Raw genomic sequence first — 17,538 nt, 5'->3', positions numbered from 1 at the left:
GACAAGGATTGCTGAAATAATGACCAAAACTGAAACATTACGAAAAGAGTGCTAAGTTATGAAGTTTTACTTAATTTGCAGTTTTTGAAAGTTTATAGCTTAGCATTCATTTTGGTGAATCCTATCAGTTAATAGGATGTAAATTTTAATACTATGTTTAGTGTTAATGACCGGAGGAAGTTAGTATGAGTCAACAGTTGCAACTTGCTGCAATGAATCTACCTGTTGGTAGTCTTGATTCTTATATCCATCGAGTAAATCAAATTCCAATGCTGACTTTGGAAGAGGAAATGGCATACGCCGAGCGTTTTCATTCTGAAGGAGATATAGAAGCTGCTCGACAATTAGTTCTTGCTCATTTGCGCTATGTAGTTCGTGTAGCCCGCGGTTATCTGGGGTATGGATTGCCTTTAAGTGATTTAATTCAGGAAGGTAACGTAGGCTTGATGAAGGCCGTAAAACGGTTTGACCCTAAAATGGGCGTACGCCTTGTTTCTTTTGCTGTTCATTGGATTAAAGCAGAAATTCATGAGTTTGTGCTGCGTAACTGGCGAATAGTTAAAGTTGCTACAACCAAAGCTCAACGTAAATTGTTTTTTAATTTGCGCCAAATGAAAAATCGATTGGGTTGGTTCAGCAGTGAAGAGGTCGATGCCGTCGCCAAAGATTTGGGAGTCAGTCGAGAAGACGTGTTGCTGATGGAGCAACGTTTAAATGTTATGGATTCTTCTTATGATGCGCCAGACGTTGATGATAATGATGATGCTTACAAAGCGCCTGAGCGTTATTTGTTTAATGTGAACGATGATCCTGCTGTCTTGTTAGAGAATGAGGATACTGGCGATCAGGGGCGTGAAAAATTACTGTGTGCTATGGAACAACTGGATGAACGTAGTCAGGATATTTTACAACAACGCTGGCTTGCCGAAGAAAAACTCACGTTACATGATTTGGCGGAAAAATATGGTGTCTCTGCTGAACGAGTTAGGCAGCTTGAAAAAAATGCCATGAAGAAAATTCGTCAATACATGGAAGCTTGATTATCTAATTTTGAAGCAAATTACTCTGCATGTCAGGTTCGTCGTTGCAGCAAACACAATAGCCTGCTTATAACCATTCACGGGGTATGTAATTAAGGAATATTAAGTCCTCTGTCTTTCCCGCGGAGGCGGGAATTTATAAATAAAGTTAGCATATAGGTTGATTTTTAGATAGATTCCCGCCTCCGCAGGAAAGACAAATGAAATAAATAGGCTTTTACGCAGAAAAATTTTCATACCTCGTGAAGAGTTACGTCTGCTGATGTGCTGGATACATCTCGATTTGGTAAAACCGTAATCCATGTGTATCAAATTACCCTGCCCTGTTAAAGACTTAAAAAATCCAAAGCAATTTGTTCAACACGCTCATCCATTAATACACTCACATGATCAGCGTCTGGTAAAAGAGACAGGCTGGCATTTTTGTAATTTTTGCAAAAGTTTATCGATTCTTTGGGGTTGATAGTGGCATCCAATTCTCCATGGATACATAGAAAATAGGTGTCGGGGGCTTGGGAAATAAAATGCCTTAAGCGAATCCTTTCAGGGTCGATTGATGCTTGTTGACGGATTAATTGGCGAAGTTGTAAATAGGCATGCCCACTTAATTTAAAACGTCTGGCAATTTTATTGACAGGAGTCCGCATTTGTGTGGGTGATGCAATTAAAATGGCTCTTTCTGGCTTGTAATTTAATTGCCATTCTGGAAGTTGCCCTGCCAGATTCAAAGTATTTAAGATCATTGAACCACCAAAAGAATGGCCAATCACTCCATAAAAAGGCCCAAATTGATTAATCGTTTCTTTGATAATAGCAATGGCATCAGTCCAGGGAAGCTGAATTCCTTTGGCTTCACCATGAGCAGGAAAATCGATAGCGTAGACTTCATATCCTTCTTTATGAAGAAGCCTGATTAAGCGTACCATATAGGCAGCACGAGACATCCAGCCATGCGTAATCAATATTTTTTTGTTATTTGATTTGTTTGCCGGGGTAAATCGATGTAAAACATGATGGCGAGGATATTCTCTGTGTATGATTTCATCCCTTCGTCCTTCTATAAATTCACAGGCCATTTTGGCAAATTCCCTGTATTTTTTATCGATAGGAAGATGAATGGGGGTAATAAACATTTGGTAGCAAAATTGAGCATGTAACAAATCCCTTATATGTATTAGCGAATCAGTCATCATGGCAATATTCCTTACACAGTTTACTTTTATTTTAGACCAAATCCATAATTTGAGTTAATTAGTGGGCACGTTGATATTTGCTGGCTCATGTATTGTCTGAAAGTGCTAGAGTATCATACCAATCCAATTCCTAGTCATTATATTAGGCGGGTTTATTGCTTTATTTAAAAGCTGAGAACAGCATCAGGACTTACGATAAACCCAATCTCTTTGTTAAAAAATGTTTTTAATTCGGTCATTTAGTTTATCTAAACTCCCTCATTAAAAACATTTTTTGCCTCGACCTTGGGGTTTTTCGTAAGTCCTGAGCATTACTCTAAACTGATGTCATTACTGGACTTTTACAGAGATTGCCTTAGACTATTTTTAAATAATTTAGGAGATATTCTATGTATTCATCGAATTATATTTATCAGCATGGTGATCTGGATTTGCATGGATTTTTAGCGCATGAAGAGGGAATTAAGCAATCTCGGCCTGCAGTAATAGTCGCGCACGATTGGAGCGGAAGAGGCGAGTTTGCTTGCCTTAAAGCAAAACAACTTGCTGAGATGGGTTATATAGGGTTTGCCTTGGATATGTATGGGCAAGGACAAATTGGTTCTAACAATGATGAAAAAATGGCATTAATGCAACCTTTGTACAGTGATCGTGCTTTGCTTAGGGGAAGATTGCATGCTGCTTTTGAAGCCATTAAATCGATATCAGTGGTCGATAGCAATCGCATAGCCATTATAGGGTTTTGCTTTGGCGGGTTGTGCGCACTTGATTTAGCCAGGAGTGGTGCGGATATCCGAGGGGCAATCAGTTTTCATGGCTTGCTTAATAAACCTGAGAATCTCAAGTCAGAAAGAATTAAGGCAAAAATTCTGGTGCTGCATGGTTATGATGATCCTATGGTGAAACCAGAACAAGTACATGCTTTTTGTCAGGAAATGACAGAAGCCAATGTCGATTGGCAAATGCATATGTATGGACAGGTACAACATGCGTTCACTAATCCTCAAGCACATGATGAAAATTTAGGACTTATTTATGATGAGGTTGCCGCGCGTCGTTCATGGCAAGCAATGAAGCTCTTTTTACAAGAGATTTTTAATGTTTAAAAAAATTCTGGTGGCTAATCGCGGTGAGATAGCACTGAGAATTGTACGAGCTTGCAAGGAGATGGGGATAGCAGCAGTCACTATTCACAGTGAGGTGGATAGATTTGCCTTGCATGTAAGGAGAGCTTCTCATTCCCACTGCTTGAGTAAAAAACCTCTGGAAGCTTATCTTAACGGACGGCGCATTATTGAGTGTGCCAAGGTGGCAGGTTGTGAAGCCATTCATCCCGGGTATGGTTTTTTATCTGAAAATACGGAATTTGCCGAGGATTGCAACAAGGCGGGTATCATTTTTATTGGCCCTCTGCTTCAGTGATAGCCACCATGGGCTCCAAGATTGCAGTAAGAGAAGCGATGATAAAAGCAGGGGTTCCCACCATACCAGGAAGCAAAAGGAATTTGGAAACCATCGAGGACGCTTTATATTGTGCAGAAACTCTGGGGTATCCTGTAATGCTTAAAGCGACTTTTGGAGGGGGCGGTAGAGGAATAAGGTTATGTCATGATGCCAGTCAGATAAAACAACAATTTGCCCGTGTGCAATCTGAAGCGGAAAATCATTTGGAGATTCGCATGTCTACATGGAAAAATACATAGCGAATCCACGTCATATCGAAGTACAAATTTTAGCGGATCATTATGGGACAGTACTTCATTTATTTGAACGGGATTGTTCAATACAAAGACGGCATCAGAAACTGGTTGAAATAGCGCCTTTCCCCAGCTGGATGAGGTTACGCGTAAAGTACTTTTGGAATACGCAGTCAAGGCAGCCAAGGAGGTAGGGTATACCAATGCTGGTACTGTTGAATTTATTTTGGATAAAAATAATCAACCCTACTTCATGGAGATGAACACTCGTTTACAAGTTGAACATCCAATTACAGAGCAAATTACCGGCATTGATTTAGTCCAGGAGCAAATTCGAATTGCAGCAGGTGAGCGTCTTTCCCTCTCTCAAGATCAAATTAAATACAATGGTTTTGCTATCGAATTTCGTATTAATGCAGAAGACCCTCAAAACGATTTTTTGCCTGGTTTTGGAAGGATTACCCGATATTATGCGCTCGGAGGATCTGGTGTTAGGACAGACAGCGCAATCTATACTGGTTACCAGATTCCGCCTGATTATGATTCCTTGTGTGCCAAACTGACCGTATGGGCGCTTGATTGGCCATCCGTTCTTAGACGGGCGCATCGAGCTCTTGAGGAAATGCGCATGTTTGGAGTAAAAACTACCATTCCTTATTATCTTGAAATGATAAAGTCGGAAGAGTTCCAGAAAGGCTTATTCAATAACGGCTTAGTGGATGCACATCCGGAATGGTTACGGTATTCAAATAAATCCTTGCCTCAACACAAGGCAGCGGTTATTGCTGCGGCAATCGCTTTGAATAAAACCTAGAGCAGGTTTGTCTGTCTAGGTATCAATGTGCGATAAAATTATTTCCATGCGTTCTTTTATTGAGGTTGCTGGCAGCTCTATGACAGGGTAGTTAAGACCAGCATACGCATTATAAATGCAATCGCTAATTTTCTTTGCGGTGACATCATCCTCATCTCTTATAGTATCTGGGACAACAGGTAAGGGATGACAGAAAAAAATTTTTTTATAGCGTAAATACTGACAAGCTCTAACCACATGAGCCTCATCTAAACGATGAAAACGAAAATAACCAATACTATCCGGGGTGCCACGGTCAAAAAAAATTAAGTCGTCCTTAGGCAGATTTCTTTCTCGTCTTAACATGATATTGAGAATTTTTCTTTGTAACCAAAGGATGTCGTGTTTTACTTCTTGTAGAGTTTTTTTATCGTGAGACAGAAGCTGGTTGATATAAAATCTGGCTATTTCTGGCGCAGTTTTGTATCCCAACTCTGCCAAATGATTAATTAAAGTGGTTTTCCCTGAGGAAGGTCCACCTGTTATCACGCACCAATTGGTTTGTATCATAGCAAATAATTATCAATGAGACGGATATCGCCAATTTTTACTGCAGCAAATCGTCTGCCCTGGAATTCTTCAATATATTCTACAGTGATTCCAAGCGCTTCCAATTCTTTGCTTATCATGGCAGGGGATTTGTTTTGATGAAATATTTTTGCAAATTCATCAGCGATTTCTCTTTGGCTTGGATTAAGCCTGTTATTGCGTGAGCTGCAGGCCAGGCCACTTTTTTCTCTTACTGTGGGGCAAGATTTGATTTCAATATCCATGAACAATGCTTTTACCATTCCTTGAATTAATAACAGTTGTTGGTAATCTTTTTCACCAAAATAGGCACGGGTTGGTTTGACCAAATTAAAGAGTTTCATGACGATGGTCAGGACTCCGTTAAAATGCCCCGGTCGGTGTTTTCCCTCCATCAATTGCCCCAGCTGATTTTCTTGAACTTGATAAGCATAGCCGTCAGCATAGATCTCATTTTCATTGGGGAGTATACAAAAATCAACCCCATTCTGCGTCATTAATTCGAGATCAGCATCGAGTGTGCGTGGATAATGAGTGTAATCATCGGGGTTATTAAATTGGGTCGGGTTAACAAACAAACTGGAGACAGTATAGTGATTTTCTTTACTACTGGCTAAAAACAATGAAGCATGTCCAGAATGCAAGTTACCCATGGTTGGAGCAAATCCCAGGTATAAATCAGGAGACAGGGTATTTCTAAAGCGAATCCACTCATTTAAATTGTGAAAAATTTGCATGGATATTTTTCCTAAAAAGAATGTTCATTAGCAGGGAAATGCATTTGTTGTACTTGCTGGACATAGCTGTTTAAGGCTTCAATAAAATGGTCTTTGGCTCTAAAATATTTCTTTACAAATTTAGGATTAAATGAAGTCTGTAAACCCAGCATGTCGTGCCAGACAAGGACTTGCCCATCGGTTCCTGGGCCTGCACCAATTCCTATAGTAGGAATAGTCAACGAGTCGGTAATTGTTTTTGCCAAGCCCTGCGGAACACATTCAATGACTGCCGCAAAGCAGCCTGCTTGTTCCAGGGCGGCTGCCTGCTTTAATAGAGTTTCTGCCTGCTCGTTGTTTTTTCCCTGGACTTTATAACCGCCTAATTGATGAATGGATTGAGGAGTTAAACCGATATGGCCCATAACAGGAATTCCTGCGTTAACTAAATGGGAAATCGTTTGGCAGGTGTCTTTATCAGCCCCTTCAATTTTGACAGCATGAGCCCCAGCCTGTAACAGCCTTTTTACGTTTTCTATTGTATGAACTTGAGATGATTTATGCGCTAAAAAAGGTAAGTCAGTAATCAAAAACTGTTTGCCTAAACCTCGAGCTACTGCTTGGGTATGTAATTCCATCATTTCAATGGTGGCCATGATGGTTGTAGGATGGCCGTGTATTGTCATAGCTACGGAGTCACCCACTAGCACACAATCGATATTTGATTCTGCTACTATGCAGGCTGAAGGGTAATCATAACAGGTCAACATGGAAATCTTACTTTGTTCTTGCTTTTTTAGCTTAAAATCATGGATTTTCATGCTGCTCTCCCTGAATGGGGAAATTGGCCTGGAATGGATAAGAATGATGGTAATACAGGTACCTGTCTCATGGATCAAGTCCTCCTCATAAGGTCAATAAAAGTCGCTGCCAACAAAATAAACCGGATATACGAAAGGTCTATTGGGGGTCAACGCATCCATTGCTATAATATCCTAAGTCTTTTGGTTAAATCTATATTGATCTGAGTTATTACCTTTAAATGGGCAGGGTTGTTATGCTATTTACCGACAAATTAAATACCCCAGGAGAGCATGGATTAATGCTTGAAGGATTAGCTGGTCCAATGGAAGTTGTACTGACTGTTCCTGAAGAAGCAGATACTCGTTATGTCGCTTTTCTTGGTCATCCACATTCATTACAAGGTGGGACAATGAATAACAAAGTAGTTACTACGATGGCCAGAACCTTTAAAGAATTACGTATTCCTTCAGTACGCTTTAATTTCAGAGGCGTAGGGCAATCGGGAGGCCATTATGATAACGGTATTGGCGAGAGTGCAGATATGTGCCATCTTGTCAGGCAATGGCACGCTGAACAACCGCAAGCCAAAAATATTTTTGCAGGTTTTTCTTTTGGATCTTATGTGGCTTATAGAGCAGCATCTCATTGTGAGCATGCTCTTTTAATCACGATTGCGCCACCCGTGCATCATTATCATTACAAAGAATTTGAACCCGCTCCTCATCCCTGGCTTATTATACAAGGCAAAGAAGATGAGGTGGTTCCATTTGAATTGGTGAGTGAATTTGCGAGGCAAGCATCGCCAGTATTGCCGGTCATTGAGTTTGTTGAAACAGGTCATTTTTTTCATGGTAAGTTATTAATATTAAAAGAAAAATTGATGGATGTTGTTCGTGATCAGGTTTGCCTGTCATGAATTTGATTGAGCAGTATAAAGCCGCCATTCAAAGGGGTGAAATAGACAGCGATCCGGGGCAGAGAGAAATCCTTGAGCACATGCAAAGGCTAGCTGAGGATTTACAGAAAAAGAATGGCTCTTGGTTTCCCTGGGGAAAGAAACACCCCATTAAAGGGCTTTATATCTACGGTCCTGTAGGAGTTGGCAAGACTTATTTGGTGGATTTGTTTTATCAGCATATTGATGAAGAAAAAAAGGCGAGATTTCATTTTCATCATTTTATGCAGCAAATTGACGCTCAATTAAGGCGATTGCAAGGCAAGAAAAATCCGTTGCAGTATATCGCCAAAGAAATGGCCAAATCCATTCGCTTACTGTGTTTTGATGAATTTTTGGTTCATGATGTCGCTTATGCAATGATTTTGGCTGAATTATTACAAGCACTACATCAATACGGTGTTGTTTTAGTTATCTCTTCGAATACTCACCCGGATGAATTGTATTTAAATGGGGTACATAGAGAACGATTTATTCCGGCTATCGAGATTATTAAAAAAAATTGTGAGGTTCTGAATCTTAATCAAAAACGAGATTATCGTTTAGGACGACAACCCTTATTAGAGGCTTATTTTTATCCTTTAAACGAGCAAACACAAGAAGCGATGGAAAAACAGTTTGCTGCAATAAACCAAGAAGAAGACAGGAAGGGTTTTATAACAGTACAAAATCGGGATATTCCTTATGTTAAATACGGCGCGCGGTCCATTTGGTTTGCTTTTGACGTGATTTGTAATTTTCCGCGTAGCCAATTGGATTATTTAGAAATTGCTGACCGCTTTGATAATGTCTTCCTAAGTGGTGTTTATAAGCTTACCGAGAGCCACACAGCACAAGCGATTATGTTTATTCATTTTATAGATGTTATGTATGATAGGGGGATTAAGCTCATTATCTCAGCGGATGTTCCTGCAGAAGAGTTGTACGTCAAAGGTGAAATGAAGGAAACCTTTAAAAGAACGTTGAGCCGCCTAATTGAAATGCAATCGGTCGATTATTTGAGTCGTCATCCTCGGCGTTTGGTAAAAGAAATGCTGTAATGTGGTATAAAATTTCTTAATTGAGAATGATTCTCGATATCGTTTGTGTTAAAATTAATTAAATGAATTACCTTATTGCTTACATATTATGCAGATTAGTGAATTAAAACAAGGGGATAAAGTGCGATTGGTCAGTTTTGGTACGACTGATACGCAGTATCGACGCAGGCTTTTATCCTTGGGTATTACTTGTGGAATAGAGTTTTCTGTAGTCAGAATGGCGCCATTAGGGTGTCCTGTAGAAATTGAAGTAAGAGGAACATTTTTAACTTTGCGCAAAGATGAAGCGAGTCAATTAGTGTTGGAGCACCTATGACTCATGCTCTATTAATAGGAAATCCCAATTGTGGTAAAACCACCTTATTCAATGCCTTGACCAATGCCAATCAACGAGTAGGGAACTGGCCCGGAGTAACTGTTGAGAAAAAAACAGGTGAATTTTTATTTGGCGAACATTTAATTGAAATCACTGATTTGCCTGGTGTCTATTCGCTGGTTGCGAATGCTGAAGGAATAAGCAAGGATGAGCAAATTGCTGCCCAGTCTGTTGTTGATTTGGAATACGATTGTATCATTAATGTTATAGATGCTTGTCATCTTGAAAGACATTTGTATTTAACCAGCCAACTCTTTGAGTTAGGTAAGCCCGTTATTGTAGCGCTTAATATGATGGATATTGCCGGGCAACGGGGTATTTCTATTGATATAAAGAAACTCGAGGATTTGTTAGGATGTTCTGTTATTCCAATTCAGGCCCATAAAAACATTGGTATTCTGGCACTTCAGCAATCATTGCTTCATTGCTCCCAACAGAACAAACCTTTAAAACTTTCTTTATCTGTTGTTGCGCAACATGCTTTGGATGACCTGGAAAATTGTTTGCTCTCAGAAGGGTATAACAATTCGCTTGCCTATTATTTCTCTCGCAGGATTGCAGAAGGAGATACTTTGACAGGAGATAAAACTCTTACCGAGAATCTTATAAAGCTTAAAGAAACAGATCAAAATCTTGATGTGTTATTGGCGGACGCCCGCTATCAAAAAATTCATGAAATTGTCACCTTGGTTCAAAAAAAGAGTAGTGATGCCAGCGAGCATTTCACTGCGAAACTGGATAAGCTTGTTTTGCATCGTTTTTTAGCCTTGCCTATCTTTTTTGCGATGATGTATTTGATGTTTTTGTTTGCTATTAACATTGGGGGGGCATTCCAGGATTTTTTTGATATTAGTACAGACACTATCTTTGTTCAGGGTAGTGGTTGGTTGTTGCAACAACTCCATGCACCAAATTGGGTAATCGCGCTTTTAGCCAATGGGGTAGGCAAGGGAATTAATACCACTATTACTTTTATCCCTGTTATTGCTGCCATGTTTTTCTTTTTGTCTTTGTTGGAAACTTCAGGCTATATGGCAAGAGCTGCTTTTGTCGTTGATAAAGCGATGCGAGCCATGGGATTACCAGGAAAATCCTTTGTACCCATGATTGTAGGTTTTGGATGTAATGTTCCTGCTATTATGGCAGCACGAACCCTGGATTCGGAGCGCGATCGATTATTAACTGTGATGATGAGTCCATTTATGTCTTGCAGTGCCCGATTGGCTATTTATGCAGTATTTGTCGCGGCTTTTTTCCCCTCTGGCGGGCATAATATTGTTTTTTCCTTATATTTAATTGGCATTTTAATGGCAGTATTTACCGGGTTTATTTTACGGAAAACCACGTTGAAGGGACATGCCTCCCCTTTGATTTTGGAGTTACCCGCTTATCATAGACCTTCACTCAGAAGATTGCTTAAAGAAACCTCCATGCGATTACGATTTTTTGTTTATCGTGCAGGTAAGCTCATTATTCCCATTTGTGTGATTCTGGGAGGATTGAATGCTATTACTTGGGGAGGAGGAATTAGCTCCGGAGAAGCCAACACGGATTCTTTATTGTCAATAATAGGTCAGTGGATTACCCCATTATTTGCTCCAATGGGGATTCATCAAGACAACTGGCCCGCGACTGTCGGTTTATTAACTGGCATGCTGGCTAAAGAGGTAGTGGTTGGTACCTTAAACTCACTTTATGCCCAAGTAGGTCATGTGGGAGAAATAGCCGCTGCTCATTTTGATTTTTGGGGTGGCATCAAAGCCGCTTTTGGGTCTATTCCTGCCAATTTGTCTGAATTAGGTTCTGCGTTGTGGAATCCTGTTTCTGCCAGCGCGGCTGATAGTGAGTTATCTCAATCTGTCTATGGCATTATGTCACAACGTTTTGATGGCGCTATAGGAGCCTATGCTTATTTGCTTTTCGTCTTGCTTTATATCCCTTGTGTTTCGACTATGGCAGTGATTCGCCAGGAGGCAAACAGGCGGTTTATGTGGACTTCCATTATTTGGTCATTTGTCGTGGCTTACACCACTTCCGTTGTTTTTTATCAAGGTGCTAAATTTCTGGAGCATCCTCAACAAAGCATGGCCTGGATTTTGGCTATGTCACTGAGCCTGCTTTTTGTTTTAGCTGTATTTCGTTACAGCCAGTATGATATGGGGAGGCAAAATGCTGCTACAAATACGTGATTTTATTCATCGGGAAGGGGTAGTAAGCACTCAACAGTTGAGCAGGGAATTTCATTTGGATCTGACCGCATTGCAACCTATGCTGGATTTATGGGTTAGGAAAGGTGCAATAAGGAAGTGTCAAGGAGGGACTAATTGCAAAACGGCCTGCTTTAAATGCCGTACCCCCCCGGATTATTATCAATCGATCGCATAATTAGCAATTATCAGGTTAATAGTTCCTTTCCAAGGCAAATTTAGCCAGATCAACTAAAGCCTCTTTATAAACAGAATCAGGCAGTATTTCCAGGGCAGATAGAGCTGAGTCTACCTCTTGGGCAGCAATTTGTTTTGTAAACGGTATGGCTTTGGTTTGTTCAATAGCAATTAAAATCTCAGGCAAGTAATTTAGGCTACCTTCCATTAAACTTTCTCTTATTTGCTGTTGTTGAGTTGCATTACCATGTTGTAATGCGTGAATCAGTGGTAAAGTAGCTTTCCCATCAGCTAAATCGTCACCAATGTTTTTACCTAAAGTAGCAGCATCTGAGCAATAATCCAAGGCATCATCAATCAATTGAAAGGCATTTCCCAAGTGTAAACCGTAAGTGTATAAACTATTTTGAACCTCAATAGGTGCATTAGTGAGGATAGGACCTATGCAGGCAGCGGCAGCAAATAAAAGTGCTGTTTTGGCCCGGATTACATCAAAGTAGTCATCAAGATTAAGGGCAGGATTATGGCGATTGGCAAGTTGTTTGACTTCACCACAGGTAATTTGGTGAGAGGTATCCGCTAGTAGATTGAGAATTTCTGTGATACCAACTTCTACCATTAATTGTACGGATTGGGTAAAAAGATAATCACCGACTAAAACACTGGCTTTACTACCCCAAATACTATTTGCCGTTTGTCGGCCTCTTCTTAAAGTGGATTCATCAATCACATCATCATGCAACAAGGTGGCAGTATGGAAAAATTCAACCATTGCGGCAAGAGAAATATGGTGTTTTCCTTTGTATCCACAAGCATTGCTTGCCAATAGGACAACCAAGGGTCGTAAACGTTTTCCGCCGCTTTCGACTATGTGTTGTGACAAATCATGAATTAAACCAACTTGAGATTGAATTTTATCAATAATTAAGTTATTAACCGCGTTAAAATCTTCACTAACCAGCGCTCGTATACGGTCAATAGTCATTCATTTACCCTCTGATATTTAATCAATGAATGCTAAAGTTGTAAAAGTTAATTGTCAAGTGAATGTCAGATTGCTGGAGCCTGTGGTTGATAGTATGAGAGTATAATAATACTTTTTAAATTAGAAAGGTTGGCTAAGAGGTTTGTTTAAGCGTTTGATATTTTTTCTTTTTATTGTCATACATTGCCTTATCAGCGCATTTTAATAAGTCTTCAGCATTTTTTGCGTTGTGCGGGTAATTGGCCATCCCAACGCTTATGCTGCAATGAATTGTCTCTCCATTGATGAGAAAAGGTTGTTTAAATTCCTGTATAATTCTAAGAGTTAGAGTCTTGGCAATTTGATCATCGGGTTTATGGATGATAATTGCGGTAAATTCATCTCCTCCAAGTCGGGCTATAAAATCATTTTTCCTAAAGCAGGATTGCAAACGTTTGCCGGTTAAAAGTAAAAGTTGGTCACCAAATTCATGACCATATTCATCATTGATGGGCTTGAATTTATCCAAATCCATAAAATAAAGAGTAATCGCTTCTTTTTTTGTGTCTGTATTCTCCATAAGGGTTTGGAGATGAGCATGAAAGTAGGAGCGGTTGGGTAAATTGGTTAATGAATCGTGATGTGAAAGATAATGGAATTTTTCTTTGTCGGTGATGAGTAGATAGTTTTGCTCTTTTAAGAGCGATTCATATTGTGAGTTTTGAATGAGAAAATGATAAAGGACAGTAAAGATAAGGGCAAAAATAAACAGGTGATTGGTATTATCCAGTAAGAATATGTATTCTTGAGAAATAGGATAAATAGGGGCATAAAACTCGAATACAAGAAGAATCATCGCGCTAATCGCCAGCAAACCATAAATGACCAACCCATTTAAACCAAGCGTTGCAAAAGCAATAATTGGAGAAACATAGAACCACCCCAGGTAAGACATGGTATTTTTTCCAACAATAAGATTGCCCCCAATGATGATAGACAACACAATAATGTTCAAAATATGTCCACTTAAGGCCAGATTGTAATTCTTTTTTATTAAGATTAAATTTCCAAGCAGAATAAGAATGCCAGTGATTAGCATACCGATTATGAGCCATACTCTAAGTAAATAAAAATTGGTTATTAATAGTAAAATACCTAAGATGATCAGCTCTATGGAAATAGTATTAATTAAATGCCGCTTTCTTTGCTGGTCTTGAGTAGTCACAAGGATTGAGTAATCCCGCTCTTTTGTTTTCTTTAAAAATGACATCCGCTTGCCTCAACACTCTCTGCCGGAAAACAATAGAACTAATTTCTATTATTAATTCAATTATAGATTAAGATGAGATTAAATTTTCTCTATTGTGGTTATTTGGTGTGCAAGATGGTCTTGGTCTGGGCGTAGTACATAGAAAGAAGTTTAGTCCTTAATGGACAGGAGTTGAGGGGGCTATTGCAAATAAAACAATAGCTATTGTATGCGCGAAGGTTGGAAGAGTTGTATTTACCAGTGATTTCCTGTCATCACCATTTACGATTTTAATGGCTTGGTCAAAGCTCGCTATGGCGGAGAAGGGATGATGTGGTTTCTTTAGTCCAACTCTTGATAAATCACCAGTAGCAGCATGCCAATTATTAAACATTAAAGCGAAAATGCATGACATCACCATCACATACAATATATTCTTTGCCTTCAAGCCGCAATTTTCCAGCCTCTTTAGCACCTTGTTCTCCGCCAAAGCGAATAAAATCATCGTAAGAAATCACTTCTGCTCGAATAAATCCTTTCTCAAAATCGGTATGAATGACTCCGGCAGCTTGAGGTGCTGTGGCGCCTTTGCGTATTGTCCATGCTCTTACTTCTTTCACTCCCGCGGTGAAATAGGTTTGCAGTCCCAGCAATTCATAGCCCGCCCTGATCACTTTATTTAATCCAGGCTCACTAAGTCCTAAATCCACCATAAACTCGTGTCGGTCTTCTTCATCCAGCTCAACCAATTCAGCTTCTGTTGCTGCGCAAAGGGCTACTATGCTGGCATGTTCCTTAGCAGCTAGGGCCTGGACTTTATCCAGGAGAGGGTTATTCTCATAGCCGCTATCATCGACATTGGCTATATAAAGTACCGGTTTGGCCGTTAACAGAAATAGGCGTTTGCTTACCTGTTCTTCTTCAGGGGTAAGTTCAAGCGTTCTTACAGGATATCCGGCATCAAGATGTGCTTTAATTTTTTCCAGAGTTTTTAATTCAAAAATGGCTTCTTTATTTCCACTTCTACTATTTTTCCCTACTTTTAATAGCGCTTTTTCCAATGTCTCCATATCCGCTAATGCCAATTCTGTATTAATCACTTCTATATCACTTAAGGGGTCAACGCGCCCTTCCACATGAACAACATCCGAGTTGTCAAAGCAACGAACGACATGAGCAATCGCATCTGTTTCTCTAATATTGGCCAAAAACTGATTTCCTAATCCTTCTCCACTGGACGCGCCTTTTACTAATCCCGCAATGTCAACAAATTGCATGGTGGCATGAATCACCTGTTGAGGCTTGACTATGTTACTTAAATTATCCAATCTTGAATCAGGAACAGTAACTATACCTACATTGGGCTCAATGGTGCAAAATGGGTAATTGGCCGCTTCAATTCCAGCCTTGGTCAATGCATTAAAAAGAGTTGATTTCCCCACATTGGGCAATCCTACTATTCCACATTTAAATCCCATGAGTCACACCTCATTCTGTTAAGCGTTTACTTGATTCATTGCCCGAGCCATATCCCCAGACAATACTATAGGTATTATCGCTATACCTCGGTCTATTGCATCATAAATTTGTTGTCTGTCATACATAGAAGGTCTGCTGAGCACATATTGATGGACTAAATCTTTATGCCCAGGATGACCTATCCCTATACGTAATCGATGAAATTCACCTGTCCCCAATTGAGCAGTTATATCTCTCAAACCATTATGCCCACCATGGCCGCCACCTGTTTTTAATTTGATGCGTCCAACAGGTAAATCCAATTCATCATGAACAATTAATATCTCACTGGGTTCAATTTTATAGAATTGACTGATTGTTCTTGTTGTTTGACCACTATGATTCATAAAAGTTAATGGAAGCACCAGTCGACATGGGTGGTTATTAATATCCATTTCAGCTAATTCCGCTTGCATCTTTTTGTCAATCTTAAAATGCGAATTATGTCTTTGAGCCAAAGCGGTCACTAACCACGCACCTGCGTTGTGTCGGGTTTGTTCATAAGCCGACCCGGGATTGCGTAAACCGACAATAAGTTTAATGGCCATATTTTCTATCAAAAATTGAATTAAGCGGGTTTGTGTTGAATATTCTAGCACTAGATTTTATGCAAATATTCTGGATTGGGCTCCGAATATTTGCATAATTATATAACAGGGGAGTACTTATTCAGCACTTTCCTCTTGATCTGTAGTTGGTACAGCTGATGCTGGAACTTCATGTGTTTCTTCCAGTTCAGTTGAACTGACTTTAGCGGCGTGTATACTCACCACAGGAGCATCATGACTACCATCAGTCACATCGACCGTCAGCTGAACGCCCTTGGGAAGTTTTAAATCCGATAAGTGAACTACATCGTCCATACCCACCTTGGACATATCTACTTCAATAAATTCAGGTAGATCTTTTGCCTGGCAACGTATTTCAACTTGAGTCATAGTATGCTGAACAATGCCGCCAGCTTTAATTCCAGGAGATTGTTCTTCATTTATGAAGTGAATGGGTACTAATTTAACCAGAATATCTTTACTGGAAACACGTTGTAAATCCATATGTAACACGATTGGTTTGTAGGGATGGCGTTGCAAGGCTTTCAAAATAACATGCTCTACTTTACCATCTACTGTGATGTCAAAAACGCTGGAATAAATGCTTTCTGTTTCCAATGCCTTAATCACTTTATTATGGCTAAAATGGATTGCCATAGGTTTTTTGCTTCCACCATATATAACAGCAGGAACTTTATTTTCAAGACGACGTAGGCGGCGGCTCGCACCTTTCCCCATATCCGTTCTTGATTGTGCTTCTAATTGAATAGTTGACATTATAAAAACTCCAAAAATTTAAGGGTTCCCTCTAGGGGCTATCTTGATATGACTATAGCTCCTAATTAATCCGCGACCAGATTAAAATTGACTCGAAAGTCTCAAAAACATTAAGTCAATCAGTAAAGGGTGGTGAAGTATACAATATTTTAAAATGAACTTGAAGTAATAGTCATAATTTCATAGAATATGGCACTTTGTTGGAATTGTGATAGCCAATCAGGCGAATTGGAGAATAGTTATGTATGCGGTAATTAAAACTGGCGGTAAGCAATATACCGTAAAAGAAGGTGATGTTTTAAAAATTGAAATGCTGCCTGAAAATGTTGGCAATGAAATTAAATTTTCAGAAGTATTAATGCTAGTGGATGGTGATAAGGTAACATGTGGCACACCTTTTGTTGCTAAAGCAACTGTAAAGGCAGAAGTCCTTGATCATGGTCGTCACAAAAAAGTTAAGATTATTAAATTTCGTCGACGTAAGCACCATATGAAACAAATGGGGCATAGACAATATTATTCGCAAGTTAAAATCACTGCGATAGGTAAATAAGAGGAGATAGCAATGGCTCACAAGAAAGCAGGTGGTAGTACTCGGAATGGCCGCGACTCGAATCCAAAGTACCTCGGTGTGAAACGTTTTGGTGGTCAATTTGTAAATGCCGGTGAAATTATTGTAAGGCAACGTGGCACACGTTTTCATCCTGGACCTGGTGTTGGTTGTGGTCGAGATCATACTTTGTATGCGCTGGTAGAAGGGTTAGTACAGTTTACTACCAAGGGTGAAAAAAATCGTAAATATGTCACTATATTACCGGAGCAACGAGAAGAAGCTGCGAGTTAAGCTAGAACAATGCTATTACCCAATGGCATCATAATTCGTTTTGTTTAACCCC

At 39.6% G+C, this 17,538-nt stretch carries 19 protein-coding genes and 1 pseudogene; 10 read left to right on the top strand and 10 right to left on the bottom strand.

Translation table 11 applies throughout. From position 1 onward, the window contains the following. Positions 1-185 precede the first annotated feature (185 nt). Positions 186-1,040, top strand: a complete 855-nt coding sequence (gene rpoH / locus OQJ02_RS13300) for an RNA polymerase sigma factor RpoH (RefSeq protein WP_265719479.1) — start codon at positions 186-188, stop codon at positions 1,038-1,040. Between the two features lie 326 nt (positions 1,041-1,366). Here rpoH and OQJ02_RS13295 read toward each other — a convergent pair whose 3' ends face one another. Then, the gene (locus OQJ02_RS13295) at positions 1,367-2,233 is read right to left on the bottom strand and encodes an alpha/beta hydrolase (protein WP_265719478.1); all 867 of its coding nucleotides are present in this window, start codon (positions 2,231-2,233) and stop codon (positions 1,367-1,369) included. Between the two features lie 389 nt (positions 2,234-2,622). Here OQJ02_RS13295 and OQJ02_RS13290 point away from each other — a divergent pair, with 389 nt between their 5' ends. Continuing rightward, positions 2,623-3,339 carry a dienelactone hydrolase family protein gene (locus OQJ02_RS13290; protein WP_265719477.1) on the top strand — a complete coding sequence of 239 codons (717 nt, stop codon included), beginning with the start codon at positions 2,623-2,625 and terminating at the stop codon, positions 3,337-3,339. Further along, a pseudogene (locus tag OQJ02_RS15430) lies at positions 3,332-4,744 on the top strand (acetyl-CoA carboxylase biotin carboxylase subunit). The gene OQJ02_RS13290 and the pseudogene OQJ02_RS15430 overlap by 8 nt, the downstream one beginning before the upstream one ends. Before the next feature lie 15 nt (positions 4,745-4,759). Here OQJ02_RS15430 and OQJ02_RS13265 read toward each other — a convergent pair. Genes OQJ02_RS13265 through panB form a run of 3 tightly spaced genes read right to left on the bottom strand, consistent with a single transcriptional unit; the run spans position 4,760 to position 6,848 of the window. Then, on the bottom strand, positions 4,760-5,293 hold the full coding sequence (locus OQJ02_RS13265) for an ATP-binding protein (protein ID WP_265719474.1): 534 nt from the start codon (positions 5,291-5,293) through the stop codon (positions 4,760-4,762). Next, the gene (gene panC / locus OQJ02_RS13260) at positions 5,290-6,048 is read right to left on the bottom strand and encodes a pantoate--beta-alanine ligase (protein WP_265719473.1); all 759 of its coding nucleotides are present in this window, start codon (positions 6,046-6,048) and stop codon (positions 5,290-5,292) included. Before panC ends, OQJ02_RS13265 begins: the two co-directional genes overlap by 4 nt. Before the next feature lie 11 nt (positions 6,049-6,059). After that, complete coding sequence (gene panB, locus OQJ02_RS13255; RefSeq protein WP_265719472.1) at positions 6,060-6,848, bottom strand: 3-methyl-2-oxobutanoate hydroxymethyltransferase; 789 nt, start codon at positions 6,846-6,848, stop codon at positions 6,060-6,062. A 236-nt stretch (positions 6,849-7,084) separates the two neighbouring features. Between panB and OQJ02_RS13250 the strand changes: the two genes are divergently transcribed. From OQJ02_RS13250 to OQJ02_RS13230, 5 genes are all read left to right on the top strand, one after another. Beyond that, positions 7,085-7,747 carry an alpha/beta hydrolase gene (locus OQJ02_RS13250; RefSeq protein ID WP_265719471.1) on the top strand — a complete coding sequence of 221 codons (663 nt, stop codon included), beginning with the start codon at positions 7,085-7,087 and terminating at the stop codon, positions 7,745-7,747. Continuing rightward, positions 7,744-8,826 (top strand): cell division protein ZapE, encoded by a 1,083-nt coding sequence (gene zapE / locus OQJ02_RS13245; RefSeq protein WP_265719470.1) that lies wholly within the window; start codon positions 7,744-7,746, stop codon positions 8,824-8,826. Before OQJ02_RS13250 ends, zapE begins: the two co-directional genes overlap by 4 nt. Positions 8,827-8,914: 88 nt before the next feature. Continuing rightward, positions 8,915-9,142 (top strand): ferrous iron transporter FeoA, encoded by a 228-nt coding sequence (gene feoA / locus OQJ02_RS13240; protein WP_265719469.1) that lies wholly within the window; start codon positions 8,915-8,917, stop codon positions 9,140-9,142. Continuing rightward, on the top strand, positions 9,139-11,391 hold the full coding sequence (gene feoB, locus OQJ02_RS13235; protein ID WP_265719468.1) for a Fe(2+) transporter permease subunit FeoB: 2,253 nt from the start codon (positions 9,139-9,141) through the stop codon (positions 11,389-11,391). The genes feoA and feoB overlap by 4 nt, the downstream gene beginning before the upstream one ends. Continuing rightward, a complete protein-coding gene (locus OQJ02_RS13230) occupies positions 11,372-11,587 on the top strand; it encodes a FeoC-like transcriptional regulator (RefSeq protein WP_265719467.1) in 216 nt (71 codons plus the stop codon). Before feoB ends, OQJ02_RS13230 begins: the two co-directional genes overlap by 20 nt. Positions 11,588-11,602: 15 nt before the next feature. On the opposite strand, the gene OQJ02_RS13225 is transcribed toward OQJ02_RS13230, so the two are convergent. The 6 genes from OQJ02_RS13225 to OQJ02_RS13200 form a co-directional block, all read right to left on the bottom strand. Further along, a complete protein-coding gene (locus OQJ02_RS13225) occupies positions 11,603-12,571 on the bottom strand; it encodes a polyprenyl synthetase family protein (protein WP_265719466.1) in 969 nt (322 codons plus the stop codon). 133 nt (positions 12,572-12,704) lie between these two features. Further along, complete coding sequence (locus tag OQJ02_RS13220; protein ID WP_265719465.1) at positions 12,705-13,820, bottom strand: GGDEF domain-containing protein; 1,116 nt, start codon at positions 13,818-13,820, stop codon at positions 12,705-12,707. Between the two features lie 157 nt (positions 13,821-13,977). Then, entirely contained in the window at positions 13,978-14,193 is a 216-nt protein-coding gene (locus OQJ02_RS13215) for a hypothetical protein (RefSeq protein ID WP_265719464.1), read from the bottom strand. After that, complete coding sequence (ychF, locus tag OQJ02_RS13210) at positions 14,186-15,277, bottom strand: redox-regulated ATPase YchF (protein WP_265719463.1); 1,092 nt, start codon at positions 15,275-15,277, stop codon at positions 14,186-14,188. The genes OQJ02_RS13215 and ychF overlap by 8 nt, the downstream gene beginning before the upstream one ends. An 18-nt stretch (positions 15,278-15,295) precedes the next feature. Beyond that, positions 15,296-15,865: an aminoacyl-tRNA hydrolase gene (pth, locus tag OQJ02_RS13205; RefSeq protein ID WP_265719462.1), complete on the bottom strand. Its 570-nt coding sequence runs from the start codon at positions 15,863-15,865 to the stop codon at positions 15,296-15,298. 117 nt (positions 15,866-15,982) lie between these two features. Further along, on the bottom strand, positions 15,983-16,642 hold the full coding sequence (locus OQJ02_RS13200; protein WP_265719461.1) for a 50S ribosomal protein L25/general stress protein Ctc: 660 nt from the start codon (positions 16,640-16,642) through the stop codon (positions 15,983-15,985). 241 nt (positions 16,643-16,883) lie between these two features. On the opposite strand from OQJ02_RS13200, the gene rplU reads away from it, so the two are divergent. Both rplU and rpmA read left to right on the top strand, forming a co-directional pair. Further along, on the top strand, positions 16,884-17,195 hold the full coding sequence (gene rplU, locus OQJ02_RS13195) for a 50S ribosomal protein L21 (RefSeq protein WP_010948351.1): 312 nt from the start codon (positions 16,884-16,886) through the stop codon (positions 17,193-17,195). Positions 17,196-17,207: 12 nt separating this feature from the next. Continuing rightward, a complete protein-coding gene (rpmA, locus tag OQJ02_RS13190; protein ID WP_010948350.1) occupies positions 17,208-17,486 on the top strand; it encodes a 50S ribosomal protein L27 in 279 nt (92 codons plus the stop codon). Positions 17,487-17,538: the final 52 nt, after the last annotated feature.

The sequence above is a fragment of the Legionella sp. PATHC032 genome (assembly GCF_026191185.1).
Lineage (GTDB): Bacteria > Pseudomonadota > Gammaproteobacteria > Legionellales > Legionellaceae > Legionella.
This window is presented reverse-complemented; position numbering and strand designations above follow the sequence as displayed.

What these genes read in the sequence shown, in the direction of transcription:
- OQJ02_RS13290 (WP_265719477.1), top strand. Translation starts at nt 2,623, where the DNA reads ATGTATTCATCGAATTATATTTATCAGCATGGTGATCTGGATTTGCAT.
- OQJ02_RS13200 (WP_265719461.1), bottom strand. Translation starts at nt 16,642, where the DNA reads ATGTCAACTATTCAATTAGAAGCACAATCAAGAACGGATATGGGGAAA.
- OQJ02_RS13295 (WP_265719478.1), bottom strand. Translation starts at nt 2,233, where the DNA reads ATGATGACTGATTCGCTAATACATATAAGGGATTTGTTACATGCTCAA.
- rpoH (WP_265719479.1), top strand. Translation starts at nt 186, where the DNA reads ATGAGTCAACAGTTGCAACTTGCTGCAATGAATCTACCTGTTGGTAGT.
- zapE (WP_265719470.1), top strand. Translation starts at nt 7,744, where the DNA reads ATGAATTTGATTGAGCAGTATAAAGCCGCCATTCAAAGGGGTGAAATA.
- OQJ02_RS13250 (WP_265719471.1), top strand. Translation starts at nt 7,085, where the DNA reads ATGCTATTTACCGACAAATTAAATACCCCAGGAGAGCATGGATTAATG.
- panB (WP_265719472.1), bottom strand. Translation starts at nt 6,848, where the DNA reads ATGAAAATCCATGATTTTAAGCTAAAAAAGCAAGAACAAAGTAAGATT.
- feoA (WP_265719469.1), top strand. Translation starts at nt 8,915, where the DNA reads ATGCAGATTAGTGAATTAAAACAAGGGGATAAAGTGCGATTGGTCAGT.
- OQJ02_RS13215 (WP_265719464.1), bottom strand. Translation starts at nt 14,193, where the DNA reads ATGTTTAATAATTGGCATGCTGCTACTGGTGATTTATCAAGAGTTGGA.
- ychF (WP_265719463.1), bottom strand. Translation starts at nt 15,277, where the DNA reads ATGGGATTTAAATGTGGAATAGTAGGATTGCCCAATGTGGGGAAATCA.
- pth (WP_265719462.1), bottom strand. Translation starts at nt 15,865, where the DNA reads ATGGCCATTAAACTTATTGTCGGTTTACGCAATCCCGGGTCGGCTTAT.
- feoB (WP_265719468.1), top strand. Translation starts at nt 9,139, where the DNA reads ATGACTCATGCTCTATTAATAGGAAATCCCAATTGTGGTAAAACCACC.
- OQJ02_RS13265 (WP_265719474.1), bottom strand. Translation starts at nt 5,293, where the DNA reads ATGATACAAACCAATTGGTGCGTGATAACAGGTGGACCTTCCTCAGGG.
- OQJ02_RS13225 (WP_265719466.1), bottom strand. Translation starts at nt 12,571, where the DNA reads ATGACTATTGACCGTATACGAGCGCTGGTTAGTGAAGATTTTAACGCG.
- rplU (WP_010948351.1), top strand. Translation starts at nt 16,884, where the DNA reads ATGTATGCGGTAATTAAAACTGGCGGTAAGCAATATACCGTAAAAGAA.
- panC (WP_265719473.1), bottom strand. Translation starts at nt 6,048, where the DNA reads ATGCAAATTTTTCACAATTTAAATGAGTGGATTCGCTTTAGAAATACC.
- rpmA (WP_010948350.1), top strand. Translation starts at nt 17,208, where the DNA reads ATGGCTCACAAGAAAGCAGGTGGTAGTACTCGGAATGGCCGCGACTCG.
- OQJ02_RS13230 (WP_265719467.1), top strand. Translation starts at nt 11,372, where the DNA reads ATGCTGCTACAAATACGTGATTTTATTCATCGGGAAGGGGTAGTAAGC.
- OQJ02_RS13220 (WP_265719465.1), bottom strand. Translation starts at nt 13,820, where the DNA reads ATGTCATTTTTAAAGAAAACAAAAGAGCGGGATTACTCAATCCTTGTG.